Here is a 15440-nt window from a genome sequence, read left to right as displayed (position 1 = left end):
ACTTTAGCTGTATAACGGAAACTTCTCCGCTAAAGCATGTACACTTTTACGTACCTTCTTTATATTTTGTTCGTTTTCAGGATCATTTATTACAGCATCAATCAGTTCGGCAACCTGTTCCATTTGCTTCTCTTTCATGCCACGGGTGGTAATAGCGGCAGTACCGATACGGATACCCGAAGTTACAAACGGCGATTTGTCATCAAACGGCACCATATTTTTATTTACGGTGATATCGGCCTGTACTAAAGCATTTTCGGCAGCTTTACCAGAAATGTTCTTATTGCGAAGATCGATCAAGATCAGGTGATTGTCGGTTCCGCCTGATACGATTTCGTAACCGCGGGCCACCAATGCTTTTGAAATAGCTTGTGCATTCAGTTTTACCTGCAATACATATTTCATATAATCATCGCTAAGGGCCTCAAAAAAGGCAACGGCTTTAGCTGCAATGATGTGCTCTAACGGGCCGCCTTGTGTACCAGGAAATACGGCAGCATCCAACAGGGCCGACATTTTTTTAATTTCGCCTTTAGGCGTTTTCAAACCCCATGGGTTCTCAAAATCTTTACCCAGCATAATCATACCGCCACGTGGGCCACGCAGGGTTTTGTGGGTGGTGGTAGTTACAATATGACAGTGCGGCAGCGGATCGGTTAATAAACCGCGGGCAATTAAGCCGGCCGGGTGCGAAATATCAGCAAGCACCAATGCACCAATCTCATCGGCCACCTGGCGAATGAAAGCATAATCCCAATCGCGTGAATAAGCCGATGCACCGCAGATAATCAGCTTCGGTTTTTCTTGCAGGGCAGTAGCGCGCAGTTGCTCGTAATCAATACGACCTGTTTCTTTTTTTACACCATAAAATAATGGCTGATACAGTTTACCTGAAAAGTTTACCGGTGAACCGTGTGTTAAGTGACCACCGTGCGACAAATCGAAACCTAAAATTTTATCGCCGGGCTGTAAAACGGCCAGCATTACTGCAGCATTAGCCTGTGCGCCCGAGTGCGGTTGTACGTTTACCCACTCTGCATTAAACAGTTGCTTGGCACGCTCAATAGCAATGGTTTCAATTTCGTCAACAACCTGGCAACCACCATAGTAGCGTTTACCCGGCAAGCCTTCGGCATATTTATTGGTAGCAGCAGAACCAGCCGCTTCCATTACCTGTTTGCTTACAAAATTTTCGGATGCAATCAGTTCCAGGCCCTCTTCCTGTCTTTGTTGCTCGTCGTCCAGTAGCTTAAAAATCAGTTTATCTTTTTTCATGATGTTTTACAAGCGCCTAAGTTAGTCAAAATCAATGGGCTGTTTTCGGCGCAATCCAAAAATTATTGTAGCCCAATCCTAATTGTATATCTATTAATTCCTGCTGCAGCATCTCCAGCATGGCCAAAAAGCTATAGATGAAATGCACCCGGTTTTCTGAATTTTGGCTGATGGCCTTAAAGTCCATACGGCCGTTAATGCGCAACAGGTCATCTATCACTTTTTTTTGCTGTTCGATGGTATAAGGGTATTGTACAACGGTATGCTTTACCTCTTCGGTACGGTTAAGAAAACGGCGGTGTACCCGTTCGTATACCTGCATTAACCGGTACAAGCTTATTTCGGCCAGTTCCTCGCCCGGCAGGGCAACGGCTTCTATCTGCGAAAGCTCATCGGCAATGTTGCCGCGGCGCTCCTGTTTAAAGCGTTCATCTTCCAGCGGGCGCAGCTGTTCGCAAATATCCTTGAACTTTTTGTATTCGATCAGTTTACGGATCAGGTCTTCTTTAGAGTCGGCCTCCGTTTCGCCACTTTCGGCCTCAAAGCGGGGCAGCAGCATTTTAGCCTTAATGCGCATCAGGGTAGCGGCCACAAATATAAACTCACTGGCCAGCTCCATGTTGAGGCTGTTCATCTGGTGTATGTAGGCCAGAAAATCGTCGGTGATGCGGGATATGGACACCTCGTGGATATCCAGCTCATCCCGTTCAATAAAGAAGAGCAGCAAATCAAACGGGCCTTCAAACTGCGGCAACCTGATTTCGAAACTATCTGCAGCCATAACCGGCTCAAAGATAGGGATTACTTAGCGGATTGCGGCTGCAAAGCCCCGTTTACTCTAGTAAAATAACTACATTTTATTGCAGCTTTTGCACCATATCCATGCTGTTAACCTCCTTTTTGTAATTGGGCATTTCATTATAAGCTGTATAGTAAATATACTTTTTATCCTTATCCATACCCGGTATAGCCAAACCGATTACTTTCTGTATAGCCTGGTTCTCGCGCCTGATAGCGGCAGTATCGGTAACTTTTACAGCCGACTGGTAATAGATGACCGGGAACGTCCCCTCGGGCTCAATCCTGTTCATAATGCGGATAATGCGCGGATGGGTAGGTACCTGCTTAATGATATAAGGATATACAAACTCTTTACTGGCCTCGCTGGTAGCCTTATTCCATATCATACCCACCAGCTGCTCATTGGCATAATGCCACATGCTGTTCGGCCCGGCACACTCGCCAGCCATCGTGCTCAGGTTTATCGCATCAACCAGATAGTGCCGGCCCAGCTTTTGCCCGGCCTGGCGCAATAGCTCGGGCATATTTTTACCATTTTGCGCATAGCGGCCCATGTTTACCGAATACAGTTTCCAACCATATTCATATTTACAGTACACGGCCGTTATCATCATTTTTTCCTGTGCTTTTTCGGGTAAAAAAAAGGCCATATACATTTCCTTAGTTACCGCATCGTATTCAAGCGTATACTTATCGCTGCCTATGTGGCCCCCGGCCGAATGTGCCCCGCGGCGGTCATGCACCATATAGTATTCATTCAGCATATGGTAGTTATCATTTTTCATGCGCAGGCTTATCAGGTGCGCTTCGCGGTTCAGGGAATGATCTTCGAGCAATTCATGCGACATGATATTTTCCAGCAATTGCGGGTTTCCTGCTTTAAGCGCCTCCAGCAATTCTTTATTCATCTCGTGAAAATCTTCGCGCTTACTGCTGCTTATTTCATCATTTTTCCAAACACCGGGGCCAGTGCTACAGCTCTGCATTAAAAGAACGAACAGGCATAAAAGAGACAGTTTAACTGCTTGCAGATAAGGTTTAATCAAGTACATATCAGGGGTGCAATTTGCAGGTGCGATATTACTATATTATTATATTAGCAGCAATACAAAAGCTTGCTTTGAGATGCTATATGGCGTTTAAATAATTTAGCGCTTTGCGAAAACAACAGCGCGCTATAATTTGTCAATCAATTTACCAACAAAAATAGCTTACTTTGTAAGTTCATTTATCCGAAACGAATGTCAATGCAAGTACCGGCCGGTGATTTATTAAAAAGAATCAATTCGCCATCTGATTTAAAGCAGTTTAGCGAAGATGATTTAGAGCAGATATGCCAGGAACTACGTCAGTATATTATTGATGTAGTATCGGTAAACGGCGGGCACTTTGCGGCAAGCTTGGGCGTGGTTGAACTGACCGTTGCCCTGCAATATGTGCTAAATACCCCTTATGATCAACTGGTATGGGACGTAGGTCACCAAGCTTACGGCCATAAAATATTAACAGGCCGCCGCGATAATTTTCACACCAACCGGGTGTATGGCGGCATCAGCGGTTTTCCTAAACGTTCTGAAAGCGAGTACGACACCTTTGGGGTAGGCCACTCCTCTACCTCCATCTCGGCAGCGCTGGGTATGGCCGTGGCATCGCACTACAAAGGCGAAAAAGACCGCCAGCACGTAGCTGTAATTGGCGATGGTGCCATGACCGCAGGTATGGCTTTTGAGGCGCTTAACCATGCGGGTATTGCCAACAGCAACCTGCTGGTGATCCTGAACGACAACTGCATGTCAATCGACCCGAACGTAGGCGCGCTGAAGGAGTATTTAACCGATATTACCACTTCGAAACCCTACAATACTTTCAGGGCCGATATTGGGTATGTTTTATCCAAGCTATCGAGCGTTGGACCTGATGCCTTGAAGTATGCCAAGAAGATAGAAAAAAGCATCAAGGGTACTTTACTGAAACAAAGCAATCTGTTCGAAGCGCTGAAATTCAGATACTTTGGACCTACCGATGGCCATGATGTAAAGCACCTGGTGAAAGTGTTGCGCGATTTGCGTGATATACCGGGCCCTAAGTTACTGCATTGCGTTACTGTAAAAGGTAAAGGCTATGCCCTGGCCGAAAAAGACCAGACCAAATGGCATGCGCCCGGCTTGTTCGACAAGATTACCGGCGAAATTAAAAAGACCCATTACGAAAAGCCCCAGCCACCTAAGTTTCAGGATGTGTTTGGGCATACTATGATAGAACTGGCCGAACAAAACCCTAAAATCATGGGCATTACACCGGCTATGCCATCGGGCAGTTCGCTTAACCTGATGATGAAAGCCATGCCTGAGCGTGCTTTTGACGTTGGTATTGCCGAACAACATGCCGTTACGTTTTCGGCAGGTTTGGCATCGCAGGGTTTGGTGCCGTTCTGTAACATCTATTCCAGCTTTATGCAGCGGGCTTTTGATCAGGTAGTGCATGATGTAGCCATTCAAAAGCTTAACGTTGTGTTGTGCCTTGACCGTGCCGGTTTAGCCGGTGCCGACGGCCCAACCCACCACGGCGCTTATGATTTGGCTTATATGCGCTGCATCCCTAACCTGGTGGTATCAGCACCGATGAACGAGGAGGAGTTACGCAACCTGATGTATACTGCACAGCTGGAAAATGCCGGACCATTTGTAATTCGTTACCCACGCGGTAACGGTGTAATGGTTGACTGGCGCCGCCCGTTCCGCGCCATCACCGTAGGCAAAGGCCGTAAGATATGCGATGGTGAGGAAATTGCCATCCTATCAATAGGAGCTATTGGTAACGAGGTGGTTAAGGCTACTGCACAATTGAATACCGAAGGATACTACCCTGCACATTATGACCTGCGTTTTGTGAAACCACTGGACGAAGCATTATTGCATGAAGTATTTACCAAATACAGCAAAGTAATTACTGTTGAAGACGGCTGCCTGGAAGGTGGAGCCGGTAGCGCCGTACTGGAATTTATGGCCGACCATAAGTATCAGGCCGAGGTAATGCGCTTAGGCATCCCTGATGCTGTTATTGAACATGGCGAGCAACCTGAGCTTTGGGCCGAATGCGGATATGATGCAGCCGGCATTGCCAAACAGGTAAAAAGCATGGGCGTACAGCAAAAGCAACATATCATTGCTTCGTAAACATGAAATTCCACTAACTAAAAAGCCAATCTATTTCTAGATTGGCTTTTTAGTTAGTGAGTTTTATGATTCACATTGCTTTTAACAAAAGAATTTATTAACTTCATTTTAAATAACTTAACAATTTATCATGAAGAAGATCTGCTTTTACCTTACACTGGCAGTATGCACTGCCTCCTTCAGCTCTTTTACCTCACCCTTAAACAAGGCACATGTAACAGTAAAAAAGATGGTACCAGAGGGGTATTATGTGAGCACTTTTCAAGTATTGTATGGGCCTTACGCCGGTACATATGAGGCATATGCTTCAATGGATGATCACAGCCAGCTCATTTATGTGATAGGCGGCAGTGACGGGCGTTTAAAGTTTGTAACCGGTTCTGGCAGCGAAGGTGCCGGCGGTTCCTATAGTTTTTACTTCAATAACGACCCTGCTCAGGAGACCTATGGCTTTATAATCAACTAATAACAATAGAGGCTGCTATAAATACATAGCAGCCTCTATTGTGTTAAAGGGTTATAACCTCAGTCTCGAAATATCATTATAAACATTGCGGAACGAGCTGCGTAAACCTAAGCTGATCATGGATGTTTTATCATTGAACACATCGTTTTTCTCAACCCTAAATATACCACCCAGCTCAATACGCAGGTTGTATTTAGGGTTTAGCAAAAAGGCCACCTTCGGCTCGAAGTAATACAGGTTGGTACGCAAGCCCTGACCAATCCGGTTATCCAGTTCCTTGATTATGGTGCTATAAGGCTTAAAGATATCTTTACCGTAGTTTAAACCATTCATATCTAACCCATACATGCCATAATTACCCTGAAAGGTAAAATCGAAACGCTGGTAGCTGTAATTCACAATGCCCACCACCTCGCGGAAGTTGGCGCCGAACGGGTGCCCCAAAGGCTCGCGCTGATGAGCGTAGTTGATGATAGATGAGCTGCGTTCGGTAAAGGTATATGGCCGTGCGCTGTTATACTCAATCAGGTAGTTTAATGACCGTACGTTGAATACATCGGCTCCACGGAAACCCAGCTGCCAGCCATACTTATTACGCCAGCTGCCATTGCTCGAAAAAAAGTTTTTGGCCTCAAATTCGTCCAGCGATAATTGTGCATAGGCCGTTATCTGATTGCTTATTTCGTATTTACCGGTAAAGCCCAGGTTTACGTTATCAGGCGAGCGGTTGGCTGACGACTCAAGCGGACGAACGAAGATAAAAGGATTGATATAATTAAAATCAAACCCGCGCGACGAACCGTCCTCATTCTGCGCCGCCCAAGTTACCGACTGGAAAAAGCCTAACGATACGCGGTTCGATACGTTCCAATCCAGGTACTGGAAAGCACCCCATTTTTTACGGAAATCATCCGGGTTAAAACGCTTGGCTGTAGGGTCGTTCATGTAGGTCCACATGGCCATGTAGCGTACATTGCCCAACGTACCGGTTAAGCGCAGTAAGGGATAAGGCGCAGCAAAGTCGGACAGTAACATGGAGCGGTAGCCATCGCCAATAAAGGTTTTATCCATACCCAAACTGATATTCAGGTATTTTACCGGCGTGTACGATAGTAATGCGGTTACATACGACCAGTCGCGTGTGCGCTTATTCAGCGAGTTGAGGGTAAGATTACCCTGGCCGCTTACCATTTCCTGCTGCTGGGTGTAGGTATCATAGTAGTTAGGAAAGCGCGCCTGATTTTCAAAGCCACTGGTATAAAAAGAGAACTTGTTGCCAATAGTACCACCTACCTGAAAGCCGCGTGTATTTAACCAGGTAGTGTTCTTGCCCGAAAAGTCACGACCGATAGTCAGGTCGGGCAGGAAGTCGGCATAAAAGGTATACTCATTGTTGCGTACATCAATCAGGTGCTCATTGAATAGCTTGCGATGCACCCAGCTACGCTTCACAAAGCCATCATTACCGGTACCATAGTTCATCAACGAATCATACCTGTCCACAAGCAAGCTATCATCTACAAAAAAAGGTTTGATAGAAGTATGTGCACGCGTTTGCGGGGAATACAAATCGTGGCTGAACTTTTGATAAAACTGGAATGAATAAGGCTGGTACTGCGACTGCGCATAGGTAGCGGCAGTAAGCCCCAGAACAAATAAAAGGCTGGTTAAAAGTTTTTTCATAGATTAAAAGTTAAAAGGTGCTACTCCAAACCGCTCAGTGTTTGATAGCCCTGCTGTTGTAAAAAATGGTCGCGCTTGGCTAATTCCAGATCGGCCTGCACCATATCGGTAACTAACGCTTCCAAAGTATATTTAGATTGCCAACCCAACTTTTCGCGGGCTTTGGTTGGGTCGCCAATCAGTAGCTCCACCTCCGTCGGCCGGTAATAGCGCGGATTAACCTTTACTACGGTTTGGCCAAATTTTAGCTTATCAGGGTCCAGACCCAGCTGTTCCATACGCTCGACATCTATATCAATTACCACCCCGCGCTCATGTACACCTTTGCCACTAAATTCTACTTCGATACCTACTTCCAAAAACGCCAAACGAACAAACTCACGTACCCTTGTTGTTACGCCGGTGGCTATCACAAAATCTTCAGGTGTTTCCTGCTGCAATATCAGGTACATGGCCTCTACGTAATCTTTGGCATGGCCCCAGTCGCGCTGTGCGTCCAGATTACCTAAGTACAGCTTATCCTGTAAGCCCTTTGCTATCTTGGCTACCGCACGGGTGATTTTGCGGGTAACAAAAGTTTCGCCTCTTAAAGGACTTTCGTGATTAAACAAAATACCGTTGCAGGCATACATGCCGTAAGCTTCGCGGTAGTTTACGGTAATCCAGTAAGCATATAGCTTGGCTACCGCATAAGGTGAGCGCGGGTAAAAAGGTGTAGTTTCGGATTGTGGCACAGCTTGCACCAAACCATATAGTTCCGAAGTGGATGCCTGGTAGATGCGGGTCTTCTGCTCTAAGCCCAGTATGCGGATAGCTTCCAGCAGGCGCAGGGTACCAATACCATCAGCATTAGCGGTATACTCAGGCGTATCAAAGCTTACCTTCACGTGTGACATTGCACCCAGGTTGTAGATCTCATCCGGCTGAATTTCCTGCACCAGGCGCACGATATTGACAGAATCTGTCAGATCGCCGTAATGCAGCCTGAACATCACATTGGCTTCATGCGGATCATGGTATAAATGATCTACCCGGCTGGTATTAAACAACGATGAGCGCCGCTTAAGGCCATGCACCTCGTAACCCTTGTTTAATAAAAACTCAGCCAGATACGCACCATCCTGACCGGTGATGCCTGTGATTAAAGCTTTTTTCATTGAATAAATTGCAGAAGCAAAGGTATTATCTTTTGTTCTACAATTTATTCGCTTTTTTGTTGGGTGCCGATGTTTATTGAGGATGTTATATTATTGACTTACTTCAAATTACTTCGCTCGTCATGACGAACTCGTTTCGGCATCTCTCAGGACAGGTGAAACAATGCATGTTATACGCTTAGCATGTGTGATGCCGAAACAAGTTCGGCATGACGGAAACTTAAAAAACACATCCTATTTAACCACATTTTAAATTCCGCTTCAAAAAGCTAATTTCGGAACCAAACATCCGGAACAACGAACTATGCACCTCATTCATGCACTTACCCAATGGTTGCAACAGCAAAGTTGGCTGGAATTGGTGGGTTTGGTTACCGGCTTGCTGTGTGTTTACCTGGCAGCCCGCAATAGTATCTGGAACTGGCCGTTTGCCATCATCAACACGGCCATATGCGTTTACGTGTTTGCCAAAGCTGCGTTGTATGCCGATATGGGCCAGAATGCCTATCTGTTTTGCCTCAATATTTACGGCTGGTATTACTGGAGCAAACGCCCGCCCAATGAGGCTAAACTGCCTGTGGTGCGTATCACCCAAAAACAACTGCTTGCCGCCGTAGCAATTACCATACTGGTTACAGCGGCATTGGGCTTTTTGCTGGTTAAGCTATCAGAAGTGGGACATTATCAGCCTGCGGCCTACCCTTACCTGGACAGCTTCTGTTCGGTAATCAGTTTAACGGCGCAGGTATTTATGGCCCGCAAGGTGCTCGAAAACTGGCTGATGTGGTTATTTGTTGATATTATTTACGTAGGTATTTACATCAACAAAGGACTGGAGCCTTTTGCCTTAATGTTCGGTATCTACACCATCATTGCCTTGATGGGCTACCTGGATTGGCGAAAAAGATTATAAAAAGCAAGGCAACCGTTTATCTTTGTAAGCGCTGTACATGAACAACAAAATCCTCAAAATAGCAGTGGTAGGCCCCGAGTCTACCGGCAAATCGGCCATGTCGGCCTACCTGGCCAAGCACTATCAAACCGTGTGGGTGCCCGAGTATGCCCGCGGCTATTGCGAAAACCTGACTGCCGATTGCACCTGGCAGGATGAGATTAACATGTACCATGGGCAACTGGCGCTCGAAGAAGCACTATTGCCCCAGGCCAACCGCCTGCTCATTTGCGACACCACCTTCATCACCATTAAAATATGGAGCGAGGAGATGTTTGGCAAAGCACCGCAGGAAGTTCTGGATAAACTGCCCGAACACACCTATGATTTTTACCTTCTTTTAAACATTGACCTGCCCTGGGAAGACGATCCGCTGCGCAATTTCCCAACCATGCGTGAGCATTTTATGGATGTTTGGCACCGCGAGCTGCAGGCGCTCAACGCCCGCTATACCGTTATTTCGGGCCAGGGCCAGCAGCGTTATGACCATGCTGTTGCCGCTGTTGATGATTTCTTAAAATTATTTTCATAATTTATTGGCTTAGATGCAACGTTGCGTTAACCGCCGCGTCTTGTATATTGAAAGCTAATCACAATTTTGGAAGCCGCATACATTGACAAGCATTATCAACTGGTGGTTGAGTGCAAGCAGGGCAGTAAAAAAGCCTGCTATGAGTTGTACCGTTTATATTCAAAAGCTATGCTCAACGTAGCTTTCCGGATATTGGACAACCTCGACGAAGCCGAAGATGTATTGCAGGAAGCATTTTTAGATGCGTTTAACAAAGTGAAGGATTTCCGTCAGGAAACCACCTTTGGCCTGTGGCTTAAGCAAATTGTGGTAAACCGCTCCATTAACTTGCTGCGCAAACGCAAAATAGAATGGGTAGAAATGGAAAGCGAACAACTGGAAAACATTGCCGATGAGGAATGTGCCGACGATGAGGATGTACAGTACCGGGTGGCCCAGGTAAAAGAAGCCATGAAAGAGCTGCCCGAAGGTTACCGTGTGGTACTGTCGCTGTACCTGCTCGAAGGGTATGACCATGAAGAAATAGGACAGATTTTGAATATAGCCGAAAACACCTCCAGAACACAGTTTCTGCGGGCAAAACGAAAACTAAGCGAAGTGTTAAAGATGAAAGGAGTAGCGTTATGAGCAAGAGATTAGAGGACTTTATTAAAGCAAATCGCGAAGAATTTGACGATTTAGAACCACGGGCCGATCTGTGGAGCCGCATTGAGGCACAAATGCCGGCCGATGAAACTGTAACACTACAGAAAAGAGAAGCCAAAACATTTTCACTGGGCTTTGTGCTGCGGGTAGCCGCCATTACAATTATGGTAATGGGCATAGGTTTCATGTTTTACCTGCGCAGCCAAAAGCAAAACGGCGTTAACCTGGCGGCCATTAACCCGCAATATGCCAAACAGCAGGTACAATATGCTTCGCTGATTGAAAGCAAACGTAACGAACTGAAAGAACTCACCAAAGCCGACCCGCAGCTATACCGCGAGTTTAGCAGCGAACTGGCCAAAATGGATTCCTCATACACTAAATTAAAACGTGATTTAGCTACCAGCCCTAACCAGGAACGTGTTTTACGTGCAATGATCCGGAACTTGCAAATACAAACCCAGGTACTTAATCAGCAGCTACAGGTAATTGAACAATTTAAGCAGCCCCAAAAAGAACAATCCAATGAAATCAAGAATATTTAACCTTAAAGCACTTATTGTATGCGCCCTTATACTGGCCACGCACGGCAGCTTTGCCCAGGCTGATGATAAAGACATCAGCAAGGAAATGAACAAACTGCAAAGCCAGATGCGCGACCTGCAAAAGCAGATGAATAAGCTGCAAAGCAAACAGTTTGAAAAGCAAGCCAAAGAGCTGCAAAAATCAGCAGAGAAATTACGGGGCGACGCCCGGGTTTTCACCTATAATTTTAAGCTCAATGACCTGAAAACGGACCTGGGTGATTTGAAAGGTCTGAGCAATATTGTAGTTACACCGCCCAATATTGACGTTGCACCGCTCACCAACAACTTCAACTTCAGTGAAGATGCTATCAGTAAAAAAGTACAAAGCGGCGAGCTGAAAGAAAAAGTAAAGAACTACAGCAAAAGCTACAGCGTTAATGCTGATGATAAAATACAGCTTAGTAACCGCTACGGTAAGGTAACGGTAAATACCTGGAACAAAAACGAAGTTAAGGTTGATGTACAGGTTAAAGCCATGGCCAACGAAGACAATGAAGCGCAACGCTTGCTGGATGGCGTAAACATTACGGATAGCAAGGAAAACGACGTAGTATCATTCACAACGAGCATTAACAGTACCAATAAAGAAAACCGCGGCTCAATTATGGCTATATTTTTTGGCGGCGAAAAAAACACCGTACGCCGCGTAGAAGTAAACTACACGGTTTACATGCCCGCCAAAAACCAGTTGCAGGTATCCAACCGCTATGGGGCTACCGTATTGCCCGATTTGGCCGGCAAAGTAATTATTGACAATGCATATGGCAGTTTGGTTGCCAAAAGCCTCTCAAATGCGGGCAACGAGATTGTGGTTAAATATGGCAGTGCTACTATTGACAATTTTAGCGGCAGCGAACTGAACGTGGCCTATGGTAGTCTGAATTTGGGTGAGGCTGATAAACTGAATGCCACGGTAAGCTATAGCTCGGCCAAAATAGGCAAGCTTAAAACATCGGGCAACCTCAACGTAAGATACTGCGGCGGCTTGCAGATTGCCGACCTGGGCCGGAATTTAAAAAGCCTGTCTGTTAACTCCTCTTACTCCAACATTAAGTTAGGTATGGCCGAAAACGACAACGCCGACTTTGACATCACCACACACTATGGCAGCTTTAGCTATGGCGACCGCCCCGTAAATATTGTGAACAAAACCCCGGGCGATGAAGAACGGGGCTGGTCATCAACCAAAACTTACAAAGGCAAACTGGGTAAAGGCAATTCGGATAAACTGATTGTTATCCGCTCAAATTACGGTAGCGTCAAGTTTGATTAGTATATATAAGTGGCGAGCACTTAGCAAACCCTTGTCATTACGGCAAGGGTTTTGTTGTTTAATTGGGCAAACAACATTTACCTGAAACATGGAGATATTAAGCAACCCCGAAACCTGGATATCGCTGGCCACGTTAACCATACTGGAAATTGTATTGGGTATTGATAACATCATTTTTATATCGATACAAGCCGGCAAGCTACCTGCCGACCAGCAAAACCGCGCCCGTAAGATGGGATTGGCCATGGCCATGATTACCCGCATTTTACTGCTGCTTTCTATCAGTTGGATTATGAAGCTGAAAGCACCGCTGTTTAACCTGGCGCATGTTTTTAATATTACCAGTGGCGAGTGGGTAGAAAAACTGGCTATTTCGGGCCGGGACCTGATTTTGCTAATAGGTGGTTTGTTTTTGATATACAAAAGCATACAGGAAATTCATGAAAAGATTGACCACGGCGATGAGGAAGAAGAAACCGATGCCAAACCGCATTCTTTTTGGGGCACCATTGTGCAGATTATGATACTGGATATCGTCTTCTCGCTCGACTCGGTGATTACTGCCGTAGGCCTGGCCGACCATGTGGAGGTGATGATAGCTGCCGTGGTGGTTTCGGTTGCCATTATGATGTGGGCTTCGGGACCAATTTCAAGCTTTGTAAACAAGCATGCCACCGTTAAAATGCTGGCACTGGCATTTCTGCTACTCATAGGCGTATCGCTGCTGGCCGAAGCATTTGACCAGGAAATACCTAAAGGCTACATTTATTTTTCTATGGCCTTTGCCATTTTGGTTGAGGTATTAAATTTGAAAAGTAAATCCAAAAAGCAGTCTACAGCCCCTCCCCGGTAGGGCGTAGACTTTCATTACCATATCATAGCTGTGGTCAATCATTTCGCAAAGCTTGTTTGCGGGTAAGATACCGTCTGTATATACAAGGGGCTCCAGTGCACCTTGTATATGTGGTAGCCGGATATATTCCGTAAAAAGTATACAACTTGCCTTGATTTGTATTACCGCCTGCTGTGCTTTCAGTGCCACCTTTGTATTGTAAAACAACAAACAAATGAAAAACACGATTTTAATTACCGGCGCCAGTAGCGGCATAGGCAAAGCCACAGCAAAACTGTTTTTGAACAAAGGCTGGAATGTGATCGCTACCATGCGTAATCCAGAAAATGAAACAGAACTTAAGGATGCGGAAAATGTTTTGCTTGCCCGCCTGGATGTGCTCAACACCGCTTCTATTGAACAAGCCATAGCACAAGGCATCAGCCATTTCGGAAAAATTGACGTATTGGTTAACAATGCCGGCTATGGCGCGTTTGGTCCGCTTGAAGCTTTTTCAAGAGAAAGTATAATCCGCCAGTTTGATACCAACGTAATTGGCTTGCTGGATGTTACCCGTGCTATACTACCGCACTTTCGAAGCAACAAAAGCGGCATTGTTATCAATATATCTTCCATTGGCGGCCAGATGGCCTTCCCGCTGGGCAGCTTATATCACGGAACCAAGTTTGCGGTTGAAGGCCTGTCGGAGGCCTTGAGCTACGAGCTTGCCCAGTTCGGCGCCAGCATTAAACTGATTGAACCCGGCGCCATTGCTACCGACTTTACAGGCCGCTCGCTCGATTTCAGTAATGATGCCGCCATGACCGAGTACCAAAACATTGTTGGTAAAATTGAGGAAGGTATGCCTGCCTTTTTTGAAAACGCATCGCCCGCCAGCACCGTTGCCGAAGTGATTTACGAGGCAGCTACAGACGGCACGAACCAGTTGCGCTATACAGCGGGCGAAGACGCCAAAGCCATGGTTGCACAACGCAAGGCACAACCCGACGACCAATTTTTCAACGGTGTAAGGGCGCAGTTTAAACTTGATTAATAGCTACAAGAATACCATCAGGTTTTGATTGCTGCAACAGTCCGTTACCGCAATCAAAACCTTAACTTTATAGCACAATAACCTGTACCTGTATGAGCACATTTATCCATATGCAGTCTATCGCCGATGTATACCGTTTTTTTGACCTAGATCAACCGCTTAGGCATCCGCTTGTTGCCGTAGTAGATTTTAGCTATGTAAACGAACAGGCAGCGGGCAACACCCTGATATCGGGCGATTATTATTGTTTACTTTTTAAAAAGTACAATGGCAATAACGTGAAATACGGCCGCAAGGTGGTTGATTTTAATAACGGCAGCCTGATTTGCCTGGCCCCTAACCAGGTTTTACAGTTGGAGAGCGACATGGACCTGAATTGCGAGAAAGAAGGCTGGGGCATTTTCTTTCATCCCGACCTGATCAGGAACACGCCGCTTTACGACAGGATGAAAGCATACACCTTTTTTACCTATGAAGTATCTGAGGCGCTACATATGTCAGATAAAGAAAGGAATATCTTTTTTGAGTGTGTGAGAAAACTGAATGATGAGTTGCAGGAAAACATTGATAACCATAGCCAGACCATCATCATATCAAATATCGAATTGCTGCTTAACTATTGCACCCGCTTTTACGGGCGGCAGTTCATTACCCGCAAAAGCACGCACAGCCCGGTAGTGGCGCAGGTTGAAAAGCTTTTGAGCGAGTACTTTACCAACCACGAACTGCAGGAACAGGGGTTGCCTACCGTAAAAAGCCTGGCCAGCAAAGTAAACCTCTCACCCGGCTATTTGAGCGATCTGCTTAAAAAGGAAACTGGTAAAAACACACAGGATCATATTCACTTTTACCTCATCGAAGCGGCTAAGAACAGCCTCATCAACACCAACAAATCGGTTAGTGAGGTGGCCTATGCCCTCGGGTTTGAATACCCGCAATATTTCAATAAGCTGTTCAAACAAAAAACTGGCAAAACACCTATCGAGTTCAGGCACCTAAATTAGCAG

The 15440-nt window shown here is 45.8% G+C and carries 15 protein-coding genes; 10 read left to right on the top strand and 5 right to left on the bottom strand.

The window, feature by feature from the left end:
- Nucleotides 1-3: 3 nt before the first annotated feature.
- The 3 genes from glyA to KHS38_RS16465 form a co-directional block, all read right to left on the bottom strand.
- A complete protein-coding gene (gene glyA, locus KHS38_RS16475; protein ID WP_213489636.1) occupies nucleotides 4-1275 on the bottom strand; it encodes a serine hydroxymethyltransferase in 1272 nt (423 codons plus the stop codon).
- A 31-nt stretch (nucleotides 1276-1306) separates the two neighbouring features.
- Nucleotides 1307-2056: a segregation and condensation protein A gene (locus KHS38_RS16470; RefSeq protein ID WP_213489635.1), complete on the bottom strand. Its 750-nt coding sequence runs from the start codon at nucleotides 2054-2056 to the stop codon at nucleotides 1307-1309.
- 76 nt (nucleotides 2057-2132) lie between these two features.
- Nucleotides 2133-3062, bottom strand: coding sequence for a hypothetical protein (locus tag KHS38_RS16465; protein WP_213489634.1), 930 nt, complete (start codon nucleotides 3060-3062; stop codon nucleotides 2133-2135).
- Between the two features lie 261 nt (nucleotides 3063-3323).
- On the opposite strand from KHS38_RS16465, the gene dxs reads away from it, so the two are divergent.
- The gene (dxs, locus tag KHS38_RS16460; RefSeq protein ID WP_213489860.1) at nucleotides 3324-5252 is read left to right on the top strand and encodes a 1-deoxy-D-xylulose-5-phosphate synthase; all 1929 of its coding nucleotides are present in this window, start codon (nucleotides 3324-3326) and stop codon (nucleotides 5250-5252) included.
- 130 nt (nucleotides 5253-5382) lie between these two features.
- Nucleotides 5383-5718 (top strand): hypothetical protein, encoded by a 336-nt coding sequence (locus KHS38_RS16455; RefSeq protein ID WP_213489633.1) that lies wholly within the window; start codon nucleotides 5383-5385, stop codon nucleotides 5716-5718.
- Between the two features lie 51 nt (nucleotides 5719-5769).
- On the opposite strand, the gene KHS38_RS16450 is transcribed toward KHS38_RS16455, so the two are convergent.
- Complete coding sequence (locus KHS38_RS16450; RefSeq protein WP_213489632.1) at nucleotides 5770-7401, bottom strand: gliding motility protein RemB; 1632 nt, start codon at nucleotides 7399-7401, stop codon at nucleotides 5770-5772.
- Between the two features lie 20 nt (nucleotides 7402-7421).
- Complete coding sequence (gmd, locus tag KHS38_RS16445; protein ID WP_213489631.1) at nucleotides 7422-8558, bottom strand: GDP-mannose 4,6-dehydratase; 1137 nt, start codon at nucleotides 8556-8558, stop codon at nucleotides 7422-7424.
- Between the two features lie 304 nt (nucleotides 8559-8862).
- Between gmd and pnuC the strand changes: the two genes are divergently transcribed.
- From pnuC to KHS38_RS16405, 8 genes are all read left to right on the top strand, one after another.
- Entirely contained in the window at nucleotides 8863-9471 is a 609-nt protein-coding gene (gene pnuC / locus KHS38_RS16440) for a nicotinamide riboside transporter PnuC (RefSeq protein WP_213489630.1), read from the top strand.
- 37 nt (nucleotides 9472-9508) lie between these two features.
- The gene (locus tag KHS38_RS16435; RefSeq protein ID WP_213489629.1) at nucleotides 9509-10042 is read left to right on the top strand and encodes an AAA family ATPase; all 534 of its coding nucleotides are present in this window, start codon (nucleotides 9509-9511) and stop codon (nucleotides 10040-10042) included.
- A 66-nt stretch (nucleotides 10043-10108) separates the two neighbouring features.
- Complete coding sequence (locus KHS38_RS16430; protein ID WP_213489628.1) at nucleotides 10109-10669, top strand: RNA polymerase sigma factor; 561 nt, start codon at nucleotides 10109-10111, stop codon at nucleotides 10667-10669.
- Nucleotides 10666-11232, top strand: coding sequence for a hypothetical protein (locus KHS38_RS16425; protein ID WP_213489627.1), 567 nt, complete (start codon nucleotides 10666-10668; stop codon nucleotides 11230-11232). The genes KHS38_RS16430 and KHS38_RS16425 overlap by 4 nt, the downstream gene beginning before the upstream one ends.
- Nucleotides 11213-12547: a hypothetical protein gene (locus KHS38_RS16420; protein ID WP_213489626.1), complete on the top strand. Its 1335-nt coding sequence runs from the start codon at nucleotides 11213-11215 to the stop codon at nucleotides 12545-12547. Before KHS38_RS16425 ends, KHS38_RS16420 begins: the two co-directional genes overlap by 20 nt.
- Before the next feature lie 88 nt (nucleotides 12548-12635).
- Nucleotides 12636-13400: a TerC family protein gene (locus KHS38_RS16415; RefSeq protein WP_213489625.1), complete on the top strand. Its 765-nt coding sequence runs from the start codon at nucleotides 12636-12638 to the stop codon at nucleotides 13398-13400.
- A gap of 214 nt (nucleotides 13401-13614) precedes the next feature.
- Nucleotides 13615-14433, top strand: a complete 819-nt coding sequence (locus KHS38_RS16410) for an SDR family oxidoreductase (RefSeq protein WP_213489624.1) — start codon at nucleotides 13615-13617, stop codon at nucleotides 14431-14433.
- A 92-nt stretch (nucleotides 14434-14525) separates the two neighbouring features.
- On the top strand, nucleotides 14526-15437 hold the full coding sequence (locus KHS38_RS16405) for a helix-turn-helix domain-containing protein (protein ID WP_249665434.1): 912 nt from the start codon (nucleotides 14526-14528) through the stop codon (nucleotides 15435-15437).
- Nucleotides 15438-15440 lie beyond the last annotated feature (3 nt).

It is taken from the genome of Mucilaginibacter sp. Bleaf8, from assembly GCF_018390515.1.
GTDB lineage: Bacteria > Bacteroidota > Bacteroidia > Sphingobacteriales > Sphingobacteriaceae > Mucilaginibacter.
The sequence above is the reverse complement of the archived record's forward strand: the minus strand, read 5'-3'. Positions and strand labels throughout refer to the sequence as shown.